Source organism: Nocardia sp. NPDC003269 (assembly GCF_042888005.1).
GTDB lineage: Bacteria > Actinomycetota > Actinomycetes > Mycobacteriales > Mycobacteriaceae > Nocardia.
Genome location: NZ_JBIAPA010000003.1, coordinates 1621273 through 1640895, shown reverse-complemented (window position 1 = coordinate 1640895; position 19623 = coordinate 1621273). Strand labels below are relative to the sequence as shown.

Annotated in this window: 15 protein-coding genes; 12 read left to right on the top strand and 3 right to left on the bottom strand. The window is 70.8% G+C overall.

Annotated elements, in window-relative coordinates; translation table 11 throughout:
* Positions 1-9 precede the first annotated feature (9 nt).
* The gene (locus ACFYWJ_RS27620) at positions 10-1113 is read left to right on the top strand and encodes a PQQ-dependent sugar dehydrogenase (protein WP_387208241.1); all 1104 of its coding nucleotides are present in this window, start codon (positions 10-12) and stop codon (positions 1111-1113) included.
* A 31-nt stretch (positions 1114-1144) separates the two neighbouring features.
* Here ACFYWJ_RS27620 and ACFYWJ_RS27615 read toward each other — a convergent pair whose 3' ends face one another.
* A complete protein-coding gene (locus ACFYWJ_RS27615) occupies positions 1145-2161 on the bottom strand; it encodes a DUF6670 family protein (RefSeq protein ID WP_355281184.1) in 1017 nt (338 codons plus the stop codon).
* A gap of 182 nt (positions 2162-2343) precedes the next feature.
* On the opposite strand from ACFYWJ_RS27615, the gene ACFYWJ_RS27610 reads away from it, so the two are divergent.
* From ACFYWJ_RS27610 to ACFYWJ_RS27595, 4 genes are all read left to right on the top strand, one after another.
* Entirely contained in the window at positions 2344-2934 is a 591-nt protein-coding gene (locus ACFYWJ_RS27610; RefSeq protein ID WP_355281186.1) for a TetR/AcrR family transcriptional regulator, read from the top strand.
* A 41-nt stretch (positions 2935-2975) separates the two neighbouring features.
* Positions 2976-3614: a LysE family translocator gene (locus ACFYWJ_RS27605; RefSeq protein WP_355281187.1), complete on the top strand. Its 639-nt coding sequence runs from the start codon at positions 2976-2978 to the stop codon at positions 3612-3614.
* 276 nt (positions 3615-3890) lie between these two features.
* Entirely contained in the window at positions 3891-9356 is a 5466-nt protein-coding gene (locus tag ACFYWJ_RS27600) for a carboxyl transferase domain-containing protein (RefSeq protein ID WP_355281189.1), read from the top strand.
* Between the two features lie 117 nt (positions 9357-9473).
* The gene (locus tag ACFYWJ_RS27595) at positions 9474-10628 is read left to right on the top strand and encodes an LLM class flavin-dependent oxidoreductase (RefSeq protein ID WP_355281191.1); all 1155 of its coding nucleotides are present in this window, start codon (positions 9474-9476) and stop codon (positions 10626-10628) included.
* A gap of 18 nt (positions 10629-10646) precedes the next feature.
* Here ACFYWJ_RS27595 and ACFYWJ_RS27590 read toward each other — a convergent pair whose 3' ends face one another.
* Positions 10647-11330, bottom strand: coding sequence for a TetR/AcrR family transcriptional regulator (locus tag ACFYWJ_RS27590; protein WP_355281192.1), 684 nt, complete (start codon positions 11328-11330; stop codon positions 10647-10649).
* A gap of 91 nt (positions 11331-11421) precedes the next feature.
* Here ACFYWJ_RS27590 and ACFYWJ_RS27585 point away from each other — a divergent pair, with 91 nt between their 5' ends.
* Positions 11422-12039: a maleylpyruvate isomerase family mycothiol-dependent enzyme gene (locus ACFYWJ_RS27585; RefSeq protein WP_355281193.1), complete on the top strand. Its 618-nt coding sequence runs from the start codon at positions 11422-11424 to the stop codon at positions 12037-12039.
* Positions 12040-12225: 186 nt separating this feature from the next.
* Complete coding sequence (locus ACFYWJ_RS27580) at positions 12226-12855, top strand: hypothetical protein (protein ID WP_355281194.1); 630 nt, start codon at positions 12226-12228, stop codon at positions 12853-12855.
* 17 nt (positions 12856-12872) lie between these two features.
* Here the strand turns inward: ACFYWJ_RS27580 and ACFYWJ_RS27575 are convergent, their stop codons facing one another.
* On the bottom strand, positions 12873-13802 hold the full coding sequence (locus tag ACFYWJ_RS27575) for a DMT family transporter (protein WP_355281195.1): 930 nt from the start codon (positions 13800-13802) through the stop codon (positions 12873-12875).
* A gap of 102 nt (positions 13803-13904) precedes the next feature.
* Here ACFYWJ_RS27575 and ACFYWJ_RS27570 point away from each other — a divergent pair, with 102 nt between their 5' ends.
* The 5 genes from ACFYWJ_RS27570 to ACFYWJ_RS27550 all read left to right on the top strand — a co-directional run bounded on the left by ACFYWJ_RS27570 (position 13905) and on the right by ACFYWJ_RS27550 (position 19583).
* Positions 13905-14846 carry a LysR substrate-binding domain-containing protein gene (locus ACFYWJ_RS27570; RefSeq protein WP_355281197.1) on the top strand — a complete coding sequence of 314 codons (942 nt, stop codon included), beginning with the start codon at positions 13905-13907 and terminating at the stop codon, positions 14844-14846.
* A 31-nt stretch (positions 14847-14877) separates the two neighbouring features.
* Positions 14878-15591 (top strand): GntR family transcriptional regulator, encoded by a 714-nt coding sequence (locus ACFYWJ_RS27565; protein ID WP_355281199.1) that lies wholly within the window; start codon positions 14878-14880, stop codon positions 15589-15591.
* 118 nt (positions 15592-15709) lie between these two features.
* Entirely contained in the window at positions 15710-17209 is a 1500-nt protein-coding gene (locus ACFYWJ_RS27560; RefSeq protein ID WP_355281200.1) for an aldehyde dehydrogenase, read from the top strand.
* A gap of 251 nt (positions 17210-17460) precedes the next feature.
* The gene (locus ACFYWJ_RS27555) at positions 17461-18600 is read left to right on the top strand and encodes a beta-propeller fold lactonase family protein (RefSeq protein ID WP_355281201.1); all 1140 of its coding nucleotides are present in this window, start codon (positions 17461-17463) and stop codon (positions 18598-18600) included.
* Between the two features lie 89 nt (positions 18601-18689).
* A complete protein-coding gene (locus ACFYWJ_RS27550; protein ID WP_355281203.1) occupies positions 18690-19583 on the top strand; it encodes a CoA ester lyase in 894 nt (297 codons plus the stop codon).
* Positions 19584-19623: the final 40 nt, after the last annotated feature.

The following is a 19623-nucleotide window of genomic DNA, read 5'->3' as shown; positions in this document are numbered from 1 at the left end:
ATGGGTGGGGTGACGACCGGTCGCCGACGAGCTGTTCTCGGCGCCGCGCTGGTGGTCGCCCTCGCGGGCACCGCCTGCGCGAGCGACGAGCCGGACCGGAGCGCGCCCACCGCCGCCGTGTCCTCGACCGCGCCGAGCTCGCCGACGGGCAGCCCCGCGCTGGGATCGGCCGAGGAGATCGCGCGCGGTCTCGACGTGCCGTGGGGGCTCGCGTTCCTGCCGGACGGCGCGGCCCTGGTGGCCGAGCGGGACTCGGGCCGTGTCCTGCGCGTGACGCCCGGTCGTACGCCGGAGCTGGTCCATCAGATGTCCGGCGTCGTCGCCCGTGGCGAGGGTGGCCTGCTCGGCCTCGCCGTCGCTCCCGACTACGCCGAGACCCGGTACGTCTACGCGTATTTCACCGCGGCCGACGACAATCGCGTCGTGCGTTTCCGGCCGGGGGAACCGCAAGAACTGGTCTACGGCGGAATCGCGAAGGCGGGCAACCACAATGGTGGCCGGATCGCCTTCGGGCCGGACGGCATGCTCTACGTCGGCACCGGCGACGCGGCCGACAGCGCCCGCTCGCAGGACCCGGCGAGCCCGAACGGCAAGATCCTGCGGCTCACCCCCGACGGCGCGCCGGCGCCGGGCAATCCGGCCCCTGGCTCGCCGGTCCTGAGCCTCGGCCACCGCAATGTGCAGGGCCTGGCCTGGGACCGCGCGGGCACCCTCTACGCCGCCGAGTTCGGCCAGAACCGCTGGGACGAGCTCAACCGGATCGAGCCGGGCCGCAACTACGGCTGGCCCGTCGTCGAAGGGGCGGGCGGCGCGGACCGCGGCTTCACCGAGCCGCTGCTCACCTGGACGACCGCCGAGTCCTCGCCCTCCGGCATCGCCGTCGCGGGCGACACCGTGTACGTCGCCGCGCTGCGCGGGGAACGACTCTGGACCGCGACGCTGTCCGCGGGTGACGCGACGAATCCGGTGGCTGTCCTGCGGGAGGCCTACGGCCGCCTGCGCACCGTCGCGGTGGCCCCGGACGGCGCGCTGTGGCTCACCACCTCCAATACCGACGGCCGTGGCGACGTCCGCGCGGGCGACGACCGGATCCTGCGGTTCCCGGCCCGCTGACCACCGTGTTCGCGCTGCCCCTGGGTGGGGGCTATGGCGTGCCGATCTGTTCGACGTAGCCGGTGCCGGTGACCGGGCGGCCGCGGAAGGTGCCGGTGTAGCGGTAGCTGCCGACGTAGCCGCCGGTCATGCCGTAGATGTAGTCGTCGTTGGCGACGGCGTCGATCTCGATCAGCCGGTCGCCGTTGTCGTCGTCGACCGCCCAGGTGAACGCGGTGCCCAGCGTCATGTCCCGGCCCTCGGGTGTCCGTCGTGGCGTGGGCTCGTACCGGGTGACCTGGTAGCGGTAGCCGTTCTCGTAGGCGCCGCCGTGGTCGGTGCGGGACCGCACGTACACCGTCTGCTGGAACGGAACCCCCAGTGGCCCACGCACTTCCACCATCAGCACCTGGGTGTCGGCGTCGATGTTGATGATCTGATAGGTGAAGAAGTCGATGAACAGGTCGACCGAGACGGCGCGGGCGTATTCCAGGGTGCTGAGCCCGGACAGCGCGTAGCGGGTGCCCTGATGCTCGACGGTCCCCTCGTACTCGCACAGCAGCGACCAGTGGTCGTAGAGCCCGCCGCGGATCTTGGCGAAGTGCGCGATCTTGTCGGTGGCGCGCACCCGCAGATCCGCGCGGAACTCCGGATTGCGGTAGGTGACCAGGAAGTCCGGATGGCTACCGCGCAGCGCGAAGTCCTCGCCGAACCGGATCAGGCTGGCGTCCGGCGCCAGCTCCAGATCCCGGGCGACCTGGTAGCCGCGGAACTGGCCGGGGAAGCGGACCGCCGTGCCCGCCAGCAGGTTCGCCGTATCGGCCGCGGTGGTCTCGATCAGATGCGCGTTGCGGAACGCCCGTACCTTCGGCTGCCCGATCACGGTGATGAAGTCCAGGAAGTTCAGCGGCGCGGGCAGGCCGGGGAACATCAGGCCGTAGTGCACGGTGCGGTAGCGCCCGCGGGGCGGATGGAACGGGGTGCTCGGGTCGTACGGGGTGCCGTTCACCGCGTGCGAGCCGGAGACGGTGCGTTGAATGCCGTGGAGCAGGGGAGTCGTGATCGCCATGGATCGGCGCCTTTCGCTGGACGTGCATCGAGCTGACCAATGGGGAAATTACCGTTTGGTCAATTCGACGTCAACCGGCTGTGCGCCGCGTCCGAGATGGTCGCCCGCTCAATTGACCGTGTTCGGGGAGGCGGTAAATTACCTGGTGGCCGGACACGGTCAACCGGGTGAAGGAGGGCGTGATGGGCACCGCGGGAACGAAGGGCGTGCCGCGCGCCGAGCGCGAACAGCAGATCCTCGACATCGCCGGTGAGCAGATCAGCCGGGTCGGCTACGCCGGGCTGTCCCCCAGCGCCGTGGCGACCGCGGCCGGGGTCTCGAAACCCATGGTGTTCCACTACTTTCGCAGCAAAGAGGGGCTCTACGCCGCGTGTGTCGAACGGGCGGCCGACACGGTGTGCGGTGCCATCGAACCGGTCTTCGACGGCACCCCGGGGATCGAGATGGCCGAGCACACACTCGAAGTCGTCATCGCCGTGCTGGCGCGCCGACCGCACGACTGGAACGTGCTGCTGGACCGGTCGTACCCACCGGACGGCGTCGCGGCCGAGGCCTCGCAACAGGCCGAACGCCGCCTCGCCGAGCAGGCGTACCGCGGCGCCGCCGCCCTGCTCGCCGAACGCGGCATCACCGACCCCGCCGACCTGTCCGCGCTCACCGATGTCTGGATGGGGGTGGTGACGGCGCTGGTGAACTGGTGGCTGCGGCACCCGGACGAAAGCGCCGAGGCGATGATCGCCCGCTGCACCCGGCTGCTCGGCGCGTTGTTCTGAAAACCTTGCCGGACAGGCTGTTCGGTCCGTACGGTCGGTGGATGGTTCCGCTTCCGAATCTGCTCGCGTTCCTCGCGGCGGCGTTCGTCATCGTCGTCGTGCCGGGGCCGGGCGTGCTGTTCGCGGTCGGCCGGGCGCTGACCTCGGGGCGGCGGGCCGCGCTGCTGTCGGTGTTCGGGCACGCCATGGGCGTGCAGACGACGCTGGTGCTGGTCGCGGCCGGGCTCGGTACCGTGCTCGCGGTCTCGGCGCTGGTGCTGACGGCGGTGAAGATCATCGGGGCGCTCTATCTGCTGCACCTGGGTGTGCAGGCGATCCGGCACCGCCGGGAGCTGTCGGCGGCATTGGCGGCGGGCGCGGCGCCGGTGGCGGCGACGAAACTGTTCCGCCAGGGCTACGTCGTCGGCGTCACCAATCCGAAGGCCATCGTCTTCTTCGCCGCGGTGCTGCCGCAGTTCGTCGATCCGGCGGCCGGGTCGATGGTGGGACAGCTGGTGGTGCTCGGGACGATCATGGCCGTGCTGGCGCTGGTGCTCGACAGCAGCTGGGCGCTGCTCGCGGGCACCGCGCGCGGCTGGTTCGCCCGCTCGCCGCGCCGCCTGGAAGCGGTGGGCGCCACCGGGGGCGCGATGATCATCGGGCTCGGCGCCTCCGTCGCGCTCACCGGCGCCGTCAAGTGACGTCGGGACGCGCCGGGTAGCGCACTACTCTCGGCCGGTCGCGCGATCCGGAGGACACTGGATGTACCGCCTGCGGCCGTGCCGTCCGCGCGCGCCGAGGCACGCCGGGAACCCCACACTGACCGGGGCGGGATGTGACCGACTCCAACAATACGTGCGGGTAACCCTTGGACGCTGTTCACATATACGGAGTAGAGGTGCACACTGCCCTGGAACCGGAGTTCGAATTCGTACCCGTCCGGGCCACACAACTCGGTATTGGAAAGGAGTCGGCGAGTGTTCAGCCGCATCGCCATCGTCAACAGGGGAGAGGCCGCCATGCGGCTCATCCATGCCGTCCGTGATCTGGCGGCGGCGAGCGGGCTACCGATCGAAACGGTCGCCCTGTACACCGACGTCGACCGCAACGCCACCTTCGTCCGGGCCGCCGACGTGGCCTACGACCTGGGTCCGGCCTCGGCCCGCCCGTACCTGGATCTGAAGGTGCTCGAGCAGGCCCTGGTGGCCACCAAGGCCGACGCGGCCTGGGTCGGCTGGGGCTTCGTCGCCGAGGATCCGGCCTTCGCCGAGCTGTGCGAGCACATCGGCGTCACCTTCATCGGCCCCAGCGCCGACGCCATGCGCAAGCTGGGCGACAAGATCGGCGCCAAGCTGCTCGCCGAGGAGGTCGGGGTCCCGGTCGCGCCGTGGAGCCGCGGCGCGGTCGACACCGTCGAGGACGCCATCGAGGCCGCCGCCGAGATCGGCTACCCGCTGATGCTCAAGGCCACCGCCGGCGGTGGCGGGCGCGGTATCCGCGTCATCACCAACGAGGCCGAGCTGGTCGACGCCTACGAGCGCACCAAGCAGGAAGCTGCGCGCGCCTTCGGCAGCGGCGTGGTCTTCCTGGAGCGGCTGGTCACCGGTGCCCGCCACGTCGAGGTCCAGGTGATCGCCGACGGCCAGGGCACGGCGTGGGCGCTCGGCGTCCGCGACTGCTCGGTGCAGCGACGCAACCAGAAGGTCATCGAGGAGTCCGCCTCGCCCGTGCTCAGCGCGGAGCAGACCAGCGAGCTGAAGGCCTCCGCCGAGCGCCTCGCCGTCGCGGTCGGCTACTGCGGCGCGGCGACCGTCGAGTTCCTGTACCACCCGGGCGAGCAGCTGTTCGCCTTCCTCGAGGTGAACACCCGGCTGCAGGTCGAGCACCCGATCACCGAGTGCACCACCGGTGTCGATCTCGTGCACGCGCAGCTGTCGGTGGCCTCCGGCACCAAGCTCGAGGGCACCCCGCCGGTCGAGCGCGGCCACGCCATCGAGGCCCGGCTCAACGCCGAGGACCCCGACCGCGACTTCGCGCCCGCTCCCGGCCGCATCGTGCGCCTCGATCTGCCCGCGGGCCCCGGCATCCGCGTGGACACCGGCGTCAGCGAGGGCGACACCATCCCCGCCGACTTCGACTCGATGATCGCCAAGATCATCGCCTACGGCCGCGACCGCAACGAGGCCCTGGGCCGGCTGCGCCGGGCCATGGCGCAGACCCGGGTGGTCATCGAGGGCGGCGCGACGAACAAGAGCTTCGTCCTCGACCTGCTCGAGCAGCCCGAGGTGATCGACGCCAGCGCCGACACCGGCTGGATCGACCGGGTCCGCGGCGAGGGCCGCCTGGTGACCCACCAGCACTCCGCCATCGCGCTGGCCGCCGCCGCGATCGACGCCTACGAGGACGAGGAGCGCGCCGAGCGGCACCGCCTGCTGTCCACCGCCTCCGGCGGCCGCCCGCAGGTCCAGCACGAGAGCGGCCGCCCGCTCGACCTGAAGCTGCGCGGCGCGAGCTACCGGGTCCGCGTCGCCCGCATCGGCGCGCACCGGTTCCGCGTCGGCATCGAGGCCGGGACCGAACTGACCACCGCCGACGTCGATCTCGAGCGCTTCGATCAGCACACCGGGCAGATCGTCGTCAACGGCACCCGCTACCGCCTGATCACCGGCACCCACGGACCGACCCACCTGGTCGACGTCGACGGCGTGACCCACCGGATCAGCCGGGACGAGGGCGGCGTCGTCCGTTCGCCCGCGCCCGCGCTGGTCGTCGGCACCCCGCTCGAGGTCGGCGCCGAGGTCGAGGCCGGCGCCGCGGTGCTGGTGCTGGAGAGCATGAAGATGGAGACGGTGCTGCGCGCGCCGTTCCGCGCCCGGCTCAAGGAACTCGCCGTCTCGGTCGGTACCCAGGTCGAGACCGGCGCGCCGCTGCTGCGCCTGGAGCCCCTCGCCGACGACGACGAGGCGGGCGAGGCCGAAGTGGTCGGGACGGTCGAACTCGACCTGCCCACCGAGCCCGCCCCGCGTCAGCCGCACGAGCGGCTGGCCCGCGGTCTGCAGGACCTGCGCAGCCTGCTGCTCGGCTTCGACGTCGACCCGCACGACGACCGCCGCGTCCTCGACGAGTACCTCGCGGCCCGCCGCGATTCCGTCGCAGGCGATCACCGCCCGCTGGCCGAGGAACTCGAGCTCGTCCAGGTCTTCGCCGATCTCGCCGAACTGAGCCACAACCGCGCGGCCGACGACGAGCAGAGCGTCGGCCACCTGCACAGCGCGCGCGAGTACTTCCACACCTACCTGCAGAGCCTCGACGTCGAGCGGGCCGGTCTGCCCGAGGCGTACCAGGCCAAGCTGGCGCAGGCGCTGAGCCACTACGGCGTCACCGAGCTGGACCGGTCGGCCGATCTCGAGGCCGCGGTCTTCCGGATCTTCCTGGCCCAGCAGCGCCCGACCGACACCGTCGAGGTCATCACCACGCTGCTGCGCGAGTGGCTGCGCGAGCCGATGCCCGACCAGGTGCTGCGCGAGCCCGTCGGCCTGGCGCTGGAGCGACTGGTCGCGGCCACCCAGGTGCGCTTCCCGGTGATCGCCGACCTGACCCGTGGTCTGGTCTACGGCTGGTACGGCCAGCCGCTGCTGCGCCGCAACCGCGCCCGCGTCTACACCAATGTCCGCAAGCACCTGACCTACCTGGACGCGAACCCGGACGCCGCCGATCGCGCCACCCGCATCGCCGACATGGTGCGCAGCACCGAGCCGCTGGTGCGCCTGCTCGGCCAGCGGCTCGAGCGCGACAAGCCCGAGCACACAGTCCTGCTCGAGGTGCTGACCCGCCGCTACTACGGCAACAAGGGCCTGACCGGTGTGCGCGCCGAGCAGGTCGGCGGCACCTCCTTCGTCGTCGCCGAGCGGGACGGCGCGAGCCTGGTCTCGGCCGCGGTGAGCTTCGACGAGCTCGGCACCGCGGTGCAGGGACTCGGCGAGCTGGCCGGCGGCGCGTCCTCGATCGACGCCGACATCTACCTGAGCTGGGAAGCCCAGCCCGAGGACTCCGACGCCATGGCCGCGGCCCTGCAGGAGGTCCTCGGCGGCTACCAGCTGCCGCAGCAGGTGCACCGGATCACCGCGACGGTGGCGGGCAGCAACGGCGCGGTCATGCACCACCACTTCACCTTCCGCCCGTCGGCCACAGGCATGGCGGAGGAGCGGCTGATCCGCGGTCTGCACCCCTACATCGCGCAGCGGATGCAGATGGAGCGGCTGCGCAAGTTCGACCTGACCCGCCTGCCGTCCTCGGACGACGAAGAGGTCTACCTGTTCCGGTGCGTCGCCAAGGGCAACCCGTCCGACGACCGCCTGATCGCCTTCGCCCAGGTCCGCGACCTGGCCGCGCTGCGCGAGCACGACGGCAGGCTGCTGGCCCTGCCCACGGCCGAGAGCACCATCGCGACCTGTGTCGACTCGATCCGCCGGGCGCAGTCGCGGCGGCCGTCGGCCAAGCGGCTCAACACCAACCGCATCGTGATGTACATCTGGCCGCCGATGGATGTCACCAGCGAGGAACTGGCCACGATCGGTGGACACGTGCTGCCGACCGCCGTCGGCGCCGGGCTGGAGGAGATCCTGCTCATCGCCCGGCAGCGGGACCCGAACACCGGCGAGCTGACCAAGGTCGGCGTCCGGATCACGATCGGCGCGACCGGCGGCTCCGAGGTGACCGTCGGCGAGCTGACCGACGAGCCGGTCGAGCCGCTCGACGAGTACCGCCAGAAGGTGCTGCGCGCCGCGGGCCGCAACACCGTCTACCCGTACGAGCTGACCGGCGTGCTGGGCGATTTCGCCGAGTACGACCTCGACGCCGACCACGTGCTGGTCCCCGTCGACCGGCCGAAGGGCCGCAACAAGGCGGCGATCGTCGCCGGTGTGGTCAGCACCCCGACCATCCAGCATCCCGAGGGCGTCACCCGCGTCCTGCTGCTCGGCGACCCGACCAAGTCGCTGGGCGCGCTCTCCGAGCCCGAGTGCCGCCGCGTGATCGCCGCGCTCGATCTCGCCGAACGCCTGCAGGTGCCGCTGGAGTGGTACGCGCTGTCCTCCGGTGCCCGGATCTCGATGGAGTCCGGCACCGAGAACATGGACTGGGTCGCCGCCGCGCTCAAGCGGATCGTCGAGTTCACCCAGGACGGCGGCGAGATCAACATCGTGGTCGCCGGCATCAACGTCGGCGCGCAGCCGTACTGGAACGCCGAAGCCACCATGCTCATGCACACCAAGGGCGTGCTGGTGATGACCCCGGACTCGGCGATGGTGCTGACCGGCAAGCAGTCGCTGGACTTCTCCGGTGGCGTCTCGGCCGAGGACAACTTCGGCATCGGTGGCTACGACCGCGTGATGGGCCCCAACGGCCAGGCGCAGTACTGGGCGCCGAACCTGACCGCCGCCCGCGACGTGCTGATGGCCCACTACGACCACACCTACGTCGCGCCCGGCGAGCAGTCGCCGCGCCGCTCGCAGACCGTCGACCCCAGCGACCGCGACATCTCGAGCTTCCCGCACGTGCTCGCGGACAGCTCCTTCGCCACCGTCGGTGAGATCTTCTCCGCGGCCGCCAACCCGGACCGCAAGAAGCCCTTCGACATCCGGACCGTGATGCGCGCGCTGGCCGACCAGGACCACCCGGTGCTGGAACGCTGGGCGGGCATGGCCGACGCCGAGACCGCGGTGGTGCAGGACGCGCACCTCGGCGGTATCCCGGTGTGCCTGCTGGGCATCGAGTCGCGCAACGTGCCGCGGCGCGGATTCCCGTCGACCGACGGCCCCGACACCTACACCGCGGGCACCCTGTTCCCGCGCTCGTCGAAGAAGGCCGCCCGGGCGATCAACGCGGCCAGCGGTAACCGGCCGCTGGTGGTGCTGGCGAACCTGTCGGGCTTCGACGGCTCGCCGGAGTCGATGCGCAAGCTGCAGCTCGAGTACGGTGCCGAGATCGGTCGCGCCATCGTCAACTTCGAGGGCCCGATCGTGTTCACCGTGATCTCGCGGTACCACGGCGGCGCGTTCGTGGTGTTCTCGAAGGCGCTGAACCCGAACATGACCGTACTCGCGCTGGAGGGCTCGTTCGCCTCCGTCCTCGGTGGCGCCCCCGCCGCCGCGGTGGTCTTCGCGGGCGAGGTCAACTCCCGGACCGCGGCCGACCCGCGCGTGCGCGATCTGGAGACCCAGGCCGCCAACGCGTTCGGCACCGACCGGGCCACCCTGACCGCGGAACTCGACGAGGTCCGCTCCTCGGTGCGCGCGGAGAAGCTGGGCGAGGTGGCCGCGGAGTTCGACGGCGTGCACAACATCCAGCGTGCTGTCGAGGTCGGTTCGGTCGACGCCATCGTCAGCGTGCCCGACCTGCGCCCGCGCATCATCGCCGCGATCGAGGCGGGCCTGCCGAAGTAGGAAAACCCGCACGACGAACCGAGCCGCCCACCCCGGTCCGACCGGGGTGGGCGGCTCGCGCGTGGGACACTGCACGGGTACGCAATCCTTCTCGTCACCTCCGGAAGCGGGTGCGCGATGCGGAAACAGCAGCGGGTGCGGGCCGGGGTCGTCGATCCGGGCCTGCACAGCCGGTTCGTCCCAGATTTCACCCATCGCAATGCCGAGTTCCTCGCTGCCGTGGCGGGCGCGGATTCGCTGTGGTCCGTCGATCACCTGATCGGGTTGTTCCCGGCGTCGGTGTGGTCGGCGCGGCACGCGGGCGGCGCGCGCGTCGCGCCCGAGGCCGACGCCTACTACGAGCCGTGGACGATGCTCGGGTACGCGGCCGCGCGAAACCGGTGGCGTCGATTGCGCCTCGGTATCGGGGTGACCGATACCGGCCGTCGGCATCCGGCGGTGACCGCGCAGGCCGCGGCGACCCTGCACCTGCTCACCCGTGGGCGGGCGATCCTCGGCATCGGGCCGGGAGAGCGGGAGAACAACGAGCCCTACGGGGTCGATTGGCGGCGTCCGGTGGCCCGGTTCGAGGAGGCGGTCGCCACGATCCGGGCACTGTGGGACTCCGGTGGCGAGCCGATCTCCCGGGATTCCGAGTTCTTTCCGTTGCGCGACGCGATCTTCGCGCTGCCGCCGTATCGCGGCACCCGGCCGGAGCTGTGGATGGGCGCCCACGGACCGCGGATGCTGCGAGCGGCGGGCCGGTACGCCGATGCCTGGATGCCCGCCTTCCCCAGCAGTCCCGCCGACTATCGCGCCAAGCTCGACACCATCCGCGCCGCGGCCTCGGACGCGGGCCGCGACCCGTCGGCGGTGCGGGCGGCGGGCTGGTTCTTCGTCATCGCGGGCAGGTCGGCGGCGATCGTCGAGGAGATCCTCGACTCGCCCGTGGTCCGCGCCTACGCGCTCATCGGGTCGGCGCAGGCCTGGGCGCGCCACGGTGCCGAACACCCGCTGGGCCCCACCTTCGCCGGCGCGCAGGACATCCTGCCGCAGACCATCGACGAGGCCACGGCCATCGAATACGGCCGCCGCGTGCCCGCGTCGCTGCTCCAGGAGATCTTCGTGGCCGGAACCCCGGACGAGATCCTCGACCAACTCGCCGTCCGCCGCGATCACGGCCTGACCTATGCCGTGATGGTCGACCTCGGCGCCTGCCATCCCCAGCTGGGCAAGGGGTTGCTGACGGCATCGTCGTTCGCGAAGGTGGTCCGTGGCGTCCGGCGACTGTGAACGGGCACGGAGTGCGGGTCAGCTCCCGCGTGCAGCTGTGCGGGTCGATCGTGCCGGGGGAGGGGACGCGGTCCCGTAGCGACTCAGGAACGTATCGACGCCCTCGGTGACGAGCCGGTCGGCGAGGTCCGGGGGCAGGTCGGAACCGATCGAGCCGGTGATCAGGTGGGGGTAGATCGTCAGCCCGAAGAACTGGACGACGGCCACCTCGAGATCGGGCACGGTGAGGTGGCCGCGGGCGCACAGGTCGGCGAGGAGTTCACCCATGGCGACGGCGGACTGGGCGGGTCCCTGCGCGTGATAGGCGCGGCCGAGGTCGGGAAAGCGGCGTAGTTCGGCGGTGACGAGGTTGCGCAGGGCCAGTCTGGTCGGGTCCGTCGCCGCGGTGACCAGGGCGCGCGCCGCCCGGAGCAGGGCCTCGCGGACATCGTCGGTGTCGGCGAGCTCGCTGCGGACCTGGGCCATCGTCGCGTGCGCTGCCCCCATGGCCTCGCCGATGACCTCGGTGAACAGGTCCTCTTTGCTGCTGAAGTGGTTGTACACGGTCACTTTCGACACGCCAGCCGCGGCGGCGATCCGGTCCATGCCCGCGTCGAATCCCTCGGCGATGAACACCGCGCGGGCGGCGGTCACGATGGCGTGCCGACTGCGCTCGGCGCGGGCCCCCGAAGGCGGCGCCGGTCTGGTTCTCGCTGTGCCCACGCTCCGCATGGTAGCGCAACTGAACTCTTGAGTTCAGCTGCAACTTTCCTGTACTGTTCAGTTCAGTTACCGGCAGGGAGTGGAGGCTGACGTGAGCGAGATCTGGACGGTGGTGCACGCCGAGCGCGCCGCGCTGATCGCGGACCTGGCGGACCTGCCCGCGGAGCGGTGGTCGACGCCGTCGCTGTGTCCCGGCTGGGACGTGCACGACGTCGTGGCGCATCTGACCGACGACGCGAAGACCACCCGGCTGGGCTTCGTCGTCCACTTCGCCGCTGCCCGTTTCGATTTCGACCGTTTCAACCGGGCGGGTGTCGCGCGGGAGCGCGCCGAGGATCCCGCGCTGACCTTGGCCGCGTTCCGGGCGGCGAGCGGGCGCACCACGGGTGCCCCGGCGCCGAAGGCGACCCGGTTGATCGAAGCGTTCGTGCACGGCGAAGATATCCGGCGCCCCCTCGGCCTGCATCGGGACTATCCCGTCGCGCCCGTGGTGACGGCGGTCCGTCATCAGCTCGACACGTCGGTGAAGGTCGGCGGCGGGAAGGAGCGCGCGCGGGGCCTGCGCCTGACGGCGACCGACGCGGATCTCGATGTCGGAGACGGCCCGCAAGTGCGCGGCTCCGCCGTGGCCCTCCTGCTCGCTCTCTCCGGAAGAGCCCTCGCGGCAGGGGAATTGGATGGCCCGGGCGCCGCGACGCTGACCGCGTAGACACACCTCGGGCGTGACACGTGCCGCTCCGCGTCGGGTCCGAGCGGCACGGGCTGGAGCGGGAAGCTATGGTTACGAGACTGATAGTTTCGTAACTGGAGGCCCCATGTTCGACACCTGGCCGCCCGAGTGCTCGTCTCGCACCCGGCACATCCGTGAACTCCCCGCGGTGACGGAGGCGAGCGAATGACCGCCCTGGCCGACCCACCCGTGCGCACCGGACGGCTCCACACCGCGTGGCGGACGGTGCACACGCCGGTTCCGGGAGTTCCGCGATGGGCCACGATCGCCGCCTTCGCTGTTCCGTTGACGGCGCTTCCGTCCAGTCTCTGGCGGATCGGCGTGGCCTTCCTCGACGACGACACCGCGGGCAAGCGCGGGGACCTCCCGTCCTGGCTCCCCGGCGAGCTGTATGTGATCGCCTTGTCGATCGTGTCGGAACTGGTGGCGTTCACCGCCGTTGGCCTGGTCGCGGCCTGGGGTGAATGGTTCCCGCGCTGGATTCCACGGTTGCGCGGGCGGCGCATCCCCACTCCGGTCGCCGTGGTCCCGGCCGCGCTCGGCGCGGCGACGCTGACGATCATGTGGACCGCCGCCTTCGTCACGGAGTTCGCCGGCGTCACCCTGCGTGGCGACCCGACACCGGCGGACTTCCCCTCCCGCGCCGGTGGTTGGGAGTCGGCCGTCTACTACCTCTGCTACGCCCCGCTCCTGCTGTGGGGCCCACTGCTGGCCGCGGTCACCTACGCCTACTACCGGCGTCGCCGGGCCGGGATCGTCGCGGGGGTCTCGGCCCCGGATCGAGTGTCCCCGTGACGATCACCGACACGTCACTAGGCGAGCTGCACCAGCACGCACCCGGTGATCAGCGCCGCGAGACCGGCCAGGCGCCCGCTGGTCACCGGCTTGCTCGGCAGCTGGAACCAGCCGCGGTGATCGATGGCCGCCGACACCAGCTGCTGCCCGGTGACCGTGAGGGCGATGGTGGTGGCGGCGCCGATCTGCGGGATGACCGTGAACGTGACGGTTACGTAGGTCGCCGCCGCGACCCCGCCCAGCCACCCCCACCACGGCACCGTCCGCAGCGGGGCGAGCCGAGGTCGCGGCGTGCAGCCGGTGATCATGAGGACGATCAGTGCCACCGCGATGGTCGCCGTCGCCACGACGAACGACCACAGTCCGGTGGCGAACGGATCGTCGAGCGCGCGGCGCAACGCGGCATTGGTCGCGCCCTGCACCGGAAGGACCGCTCCGGCACCGAGTCCCAGCGCGATCCAGCCGATCCGTGCCGCGGCGGAGGTCTGTCCCTGACCGCCGGTGAGCTGGCTGCGGATCACCACCACGATCCCGGCCAGCACGACCACGGCGCCCAGCAGCATGCCCGGCCCCAGCGGTCGCCGCTCGACGCCGAGCAACCCGCCGACATCGAGCGCGAGGGACGCGAACATCTGCCCGGTGACGAACAGGCCGACCGAGGCGAGCGCGCCGAGCCGCGGGAACAGCAGGATGGCGCTGGTGATGTAGACCGGCGAGGCGATGCCGCCCACCAGTTTCCACCACTCGACGTCACCGAGCCCGGCGAGCGCACCCCAGCCGCCCGCCACCGCGGCCACGACCGCGAGCAGCGCGGCCGAGACCGCCAGTTGCACGGTGGCGGCACCGTACGGGGTGCCCACCGCCTTGCCGAGTTGCAGGTTCACCGAAGCCTGCAGTGCGAGCAGGCCGCCGACGGCGAGCGCCGCGGCCAGATAGACGAGCGTCAATGGTCTCTCCCAAAAGCGTGACGAATTCGGCACATTCACCATGTCGGTGGACGACGTCGCTGATCAACGCCAGTTTTCGGAACGAGCCATGACCGTCGGATCATGATCATGGAGGCAACCGTGGAAATGCGCGACATCGAGATCTTCCTGACCCTCGCCGAGGAGCTGCACTTCGGCCGGACCGCGCATCGGCTGCACATCACCCAGTCCCGGGTCAGTCACGCCATCAAGAAGCAGGAACGCCGCATCGGCGCCCCGCTGTTCCTCCGGACCAACCGCTCGGTCGCACTCACCCCCATCGGCGTGCAATTGCGCGACGAGCTGCGCCGCGGCAGTCTGCTGATCGAAGCGGCGGTCGCGCGGGCCAGGGCCGCGGCGCAGGGGAGGGGCGACGTGCTCACCGTGGGGATCATGGGCGCGCTCGGCCATGTCATCGCCCCGGTGCTGCGCTCGTTCACCGACGCCAACCCCGACGTCGAATTAGTCTTGCGCGAGGCGCATTTCGCCGACCCGTTCGGCCCGCTGCGCGCCGGAACGGTCGATGTCCAGCTGCTGTGGCTGCCGGTCGAGGAGCCCGACATCACCGTCGGCCCCACCGTGCTCGTCGAGCCGGTCCGGCTGGCGGTCCAGGAGGGCGGTGCATTGTCCAGGCGCACAACGGTTTCGCTGGAAGAGCTCGATGCTCATACCCTGTGCGACATCGGCACCGTCGCGCCCGGCTACTGGGCCGACGAGCTGATCCCGCCCCGCACACCGTCCGGTTGCCCGATCCCGCGTGGCCCCCGCGTGCACACCTTCCAGGAAATGCTGGCGACCATCGCCGCGGGCCGGGCCGTCGCCTTGGTCCAGGAGCACTGCGTGCAGTACTACGCCCGCCCCGGCATCGTCTACGTGCCCTTGCCGGACGGCCCGCGCTGCCGCTGGACCTTCGTCTGGCGCGCCGACGCCGACACGGCGCTGATCCGCGCGTTCGCCGCCGTCACCGCCGCGGGTGCCGCGTCATCCGACGCCGCGGCGGCTGGATGTGTTGTGTATGAGGCATAATACGTAATAACCGACCGGAAGGACCGATGCCATGGAGACCACTGTGCAGGGTTTGCCGCGCAGGGCGGGCAGGCAGCGGCATCAGCTGTCGGAGGACGTCGCTACCTATGTGCGCGAGCTGATCATCTCCGGCCAGGTCCGGCCGGGTGAGTTCCTGCGGATCGAGCCGGTCGCGGAGGCCGTCGGCGTCAGCAATACGCCGGTGCGTGAAGGACTGCTGCTGCTCAGCGGCGAGGGCTTCGTCGAGCTGGTACCGCGCCGCGGCTTCATGGTCTCGGAATTCACCAAACAGGATGTGCACGACCTGTTCTGGGCGCAGGCGACGATGGCCGGGGAACTCGCGAGCCGCGCCGCGAAGGCGATCTCGGGGGCGGAACTCGACCGGCTCGCCGGGGTGGTGGCGGCGCACGCGCGCGCCGCCGAGGTCGAGGCCGACGAGGACCTCGTCGTCTACGGTCACGAGTTCCATCGTTCGGTCAACCTGGCCGCGAACTCCCGGCGGCTGGCGACCCTGCTCGGCACGGTCGTCAAACAGCTGCCGAACCGCTTCTACATCAGCATCGAAGGCCATCGCGAGGACACGCTGCGCGATCACCCCGCGATCCTCGAGGCGTTGCGGCAGCGCCGCGCCAAAGCGGCGGGCTCGCTGATGCGCGACCACATCATGTCCAGTGCCGACGAGTTGATCGCCATGCTGGAGAAGCAGGGCATGTGGTCGGTGGAGGCCCGTAAGTCCACGGCCTGACCGGTCGATCGCCCGGCCATCCGATCAGCCCATCGCTTCTGGACGCAAAATATAGTATATATGATTGAGCGTTGCGTGCGTCACAGTGGTGTGGCGACTACAGATCCGAAGGGCTTTCATGACCAAGTCAGTGGTGACCGGTGCGCTGCCCGCGCATCCCGAGGCGTCCTACATCGACGGCGACTGGATCCCCGTCTCCACGTCCGAGGTCTTCGATGTGGTGAACTGCAGCACCGAGGAGATCGTGACGAGCGTCGGCGCGGCGGGCGTCGACGACGTGGACGCCGCCGTCACGGCGGCGCGCCGGGCATTCGACCAGGGGCCGTGGCCGCTGCTGTCGCCCGCCGAACGCGCGGGCTACCTGCGCGCGATCGCCGCGGAACTCACGGCGCGCGGTGACGATTTCGCCCGGCTGTGGTCCATCGAATCCGGCATCGCCTACGCACTGGCGAAGACCCGCCTGCCGCTGTTCCTGGCGGGTGCGTTCAACGCCTACGCCGACCTGGCCGAGACGTTCGAGTTCCGGGAGGCACACACCCCCGCGGCAGGCGGCGCGGGTCTGCTCGTCCGCGAGCCGGTGGGTGTGGTGGCGGCGATCGTGCCGTGGAACGGCCCGGCCGGGCTGATGGCCTACAAGTGCGCCCCCGCGCTGCTGGCGGGCTGCACCGTGGTGCTGAAGCCGCCGCAGGAGGCGCCGACCTCGGCCTATCTGTTCGCCGAGATCTGCGCGAAGGTGGGGCTGCCCGCGGGCGTGGTCAATGTGGTGACGGCCGATCGCGCGGTGTCGGAGTCGCTGGTCCGCCATCCCGGCGTCGACAAGGTGACCTTCACCGGCTCCACCGCCGCGGGCCGGGCGATCGGCGCGATCTGTGCCGACCGGATGGCACGGTGCACCCTCGAACTGGGCGGCAAATCGCCCGCCCTGATCCTCGACGACTACGACCTCGGGACCGCGGCGAAGGTCCTGGCCGGGGGCATCAGCTACCTGGCCGGGCAGGTGTGTCACAGCCTGACGCGCGTCATCGTCACCGAGCGGCGGCACGACGAGCTCGCGGAGGCGCTCGGTGCGGCGATGAGCGCGGTGCGCGTGGGCGATCCGTTCGACGAGACCGTCACGATGGGCCCGCTCGCCTCCGCGCGGCAGCGCGAGCGCGTCGAGAGCTACATCGCGGCGGGAAAGTCCTCGGGTGCCCGGCTGGTGACCGGCGGCGGCCGCCCGGCGCACCTGGACCGCGGCTTCTTCGTCGAGCCGACGGTGTTCGCGAATGTCGACAACCGGTCGGTGATCGCGACGGAGGAGATCTTCGGTCCGGTCCTGTCCGTCATCGCGGCGAAGGACGAGGACGACGCGATCGCCCTGGCCAACGACAACCCCTACGGCCTCAATGCCGCGGTGTTCACCGACGACGCCGACCGCGCCTACCGGGTGGCGCGCAGACTGCGCACCGGCACGGTGGGGCACAACGGCCCGCGCACCGACTTCTCCATCGCCTTCGGCGGCTTCAAACTGTCCGGTATCGGCCGTGAGGGCGGCACGGAGGGGCTGCTGCCGTTCCTGGAGACCAAGACCCTGGTGCTGGAGCAGCCGCCGACCGATGCCTCGGGTTTCGGCAACTGACACTGCCCGCACCCGGCATTCTCGGCACCCGATATCGGCGGGGATTGCCGCGAAGAAATAGAAAATCGCTGTTCCCGAATTGCGATGAATGTCCACATTGTTGGACATTCGGGCCGCGGAGTTCTGCTTACGCTCGCAAAGGGAAAGGGGCACAAGGTAATCACTCCCTTTCCTATTCATCGGCGCATGTCGCGCGCGTTCTATTCGGCCGGGGGAGCAGTGCTGCCCGCCGGCGGCTGGAGGTTGTACAGATGTTCCGCAGCAAGCGTTTTCGTCCGCGGCGGTGGGCCGCGGGTCTGGCGGTCGTGCTCGCTCTCGGGGCGGGTGCAGGGCTGGATTCCGCGGTCGCACTGGCGGATTCGGGTGCGCGGTACCTGGTGATCACCGGTGCCGGGTCGTCGAACATCAGCGTGCTCGGGCTCGATCGCCTGGGCACCCTGTCGACGGTGCCGGGGTCGCCGTTCGCCTCCGGCACCGGCGCGCTGTCGGTGACGATCACTCCGGACGGGCGGAAGGTCTACACGGCGAACACGGTGTCGGGGACGGTCGAGGGATTCCACCTCGGCACCGACGGCACGCTCACCCCGATCGCCGACGCCCACCTCGACCTCGGTGGCCCCGGCGTCGGCGTGCTGGCGTCGCCGGATGGGCGGACGGTATTCGTGACCACCGGCGTGGCGACGAACGAGATCCGCTCCTACACGATCACCGGTTCGGGCGGGCTCGTGCCCACCGGGGCGGCGCCGGTGCGGATTCCCGGGGTCAGCGGGCTGAGTATGCCGGCGATCACGCCCGACGGCAGGTTCCTGTTCACCGCGGGCTGGCTCGAGGCGACGGTCTTCAGCTACGCGATCGGCACCGACGGCGCGCTGACGCAGGTGGACTCGGTGCCGGCCGGGTTGATGTCGACGTTGCCCGGCGTCAGTCCGGACGGCCGCTTCCTCTACACCAGCAACGAGGCCGACGGCAGCATGTCGGGCTATGCGATCGGGGCCGACGGCAGGCTGACGCCGATCCCTGGATCGCCCTTCCGCACCGGCCTGATGCCGCTGCCGCACGGTGCGATGTTCACCGCCGACGGCAAGCGCCTGTACATCGCCGAGGCGATGGCCGGTGACATCGCCGGTTTCCGGATCGCCGACAACGGCGCGCTGAGCCCGCTGCCCGGTTCGCCGTACCCGGCGCCCACGGGGACGCTGCCGGGCCGGGTGCTGGTGGATTCGGTGTCGGAGCGGGTCTTCCTCATCGACACGCTCACTATTCAGGGCACCTCGCGGGTGCACACCTACGCGATGGCGGCCGACGGATCGTTGTCGCGCACCGGGGCGCCGTCCGTCGACACCGGTCTGCTCTTCTCCGACGGGCCCGACGCGTTCGTGGCCACGCAGTGACGTTCGCGGGGGACTCTACAAGGTTCCGAATATTACATATATTATATTCAGGAAGGATCTGCACCGCACTCGCCAAGGGAGGCACCCCGATGAAACCGTACCGCTCGATGCTCTTCGTCCCAGGTCACAAGGCCGCGTGGGCGGACAAGGGCGTCGCCTCCGGTGCCGACGCGCTCATTCTCGACCTGGAGGACTCGGTCCCCGCCGCCGACAAGGTCGAGGCACGGGCGACCGTCGCGGCCACCATCGACCGCCTCATCGGCGTCGGAGTCCGGCCGGACCTGTGGGTCAGGGCCAATCCGGAGGTGAGCGGCCTGCTCGGCGGCGACCTCGAGGCCATCGTGCGGCCCGGCCTGGCCGGGCTGTTCCTGGCCAAGGTCTTCACCGCCGACGAGATCGTGCGCCTGGACGCGGTGCTCGGCCACATCGAGCAGCGCGAGGGCATCGAGGTCGGCACGGTGCGGCTGATCGTGTCCTATGAGACCGCGACGTCGATGGCGCACTGCGAGGAGATCGCCGCGGCCAGCCCGCGCGTGGCCTCGCTGCTCGGCGCGACCGGCCCGAACGCCGATGTCGGCCGGGAACTCGGCTTCGAGTTCACGCCCGGCGGGCTCGAGACCCTGTACCTGCGCAGCCGGATCATCCTGGCGGCGCGCTCGAACGGGCTGCACCACCCGGTCGCGGGCGTGTGGCAGGACATCAAGGATCTCGACGGCGCGCGGCGCTTCTGCCTGGACAACCGCCAGCTGGGTTACCGCGGACTGGTGGCCATCCACCCGTCGCACGTGGCGATCGCCAACGAGGTGTTCTCGCCCTCCCCGGAGACCGTCGACTTCTACCGGCGGATGATCGTGGCGTACCAGGAGGCCGAGGCGGCGGGCAGCGCCGCGGTCGACTTCGAGGGCCAGCACATCGACCTCGCGCACGCGAAGACCGCGGAGGGCGTCATCGCGCTGGCGGACGCGCTGTCGGCCAACGCGTAGGACCGACAGCGAAACGGGGGTGGCCGCGGCCACCCCCGTT

Coding starts and splice junctions, on each gene's coding strand:
- ACFYWJ_RS27615 (WP_355281184.1), bottom strand. CDS start 2,161: ATGGCGATCACGACTCCCCTGCTCCACGGCATTCAACGCACCGTCTCC.
- ACFYWJ_RS27610 (WP_355281186.1), top strand. CDS start 2,344: ATGGGCACCGCGGGAACGAAGGGCGTGCCGCGCGCCGAGCGCGAACAG.
- ACFYWJ_RS27605 (WP_355281187.1), top strand. CDS start 2,976: ATGGTTCCGCTTCCGAATCTGCTCGCGTTCCTCGCGGCGGCGTTCGTC.
- ACFYWJ_RS27595 (WP_355281191.1), top strand. CDS start 9,474: ATGCGGAAACAGCAGCGGGTGCGGGCCGGGGTCGTCGATCCGGGCCTG.
- ACFYWJ_RS27580 (WP_355281194.1), top strand. CDS start 12,226: ATGACCGCCCTGGCCGACCCACCCGTGCGCACCGGACGGCTCCACACC.
- ACFYWJ_RS27570 (WP_355281197.1), top strand. CDS start 13,905: ATGATCATGGAGGCAACCGTGGAAATGCGCGACATCGAGATCTTCCTG.
- ACFYWJ_RS27565 (WP_355281199.1), top strand. CDS start 14,878: ATGGAGACCACTGTGCAGGGTTTGCCGCGCAGGGCGGGCAGGCAGCGG.
- ACFYWJ_RS27560 (WP_355281200.1), top strand. CDS start 15,710: ATGACCAAGTCAGTGGTGACCGGTGCGCTGCCCGCGCATCCCGAGGCG.
- ACFYWJ_RS27555 (WP_355281201.1), top strand. CDS start 17,461: ATGTTCCGCAGCAAGCGTTTTCGTCCGCGGCGGTGGGCCGCGGGTCTG.
- ACFYWJ_RS27550 (WP_355281203.1), top strand. CDS start 18,690: ATGAAACCGTACCGCTCGATGCTCTTCGTCCCAGGTCACAAGGCCGCG.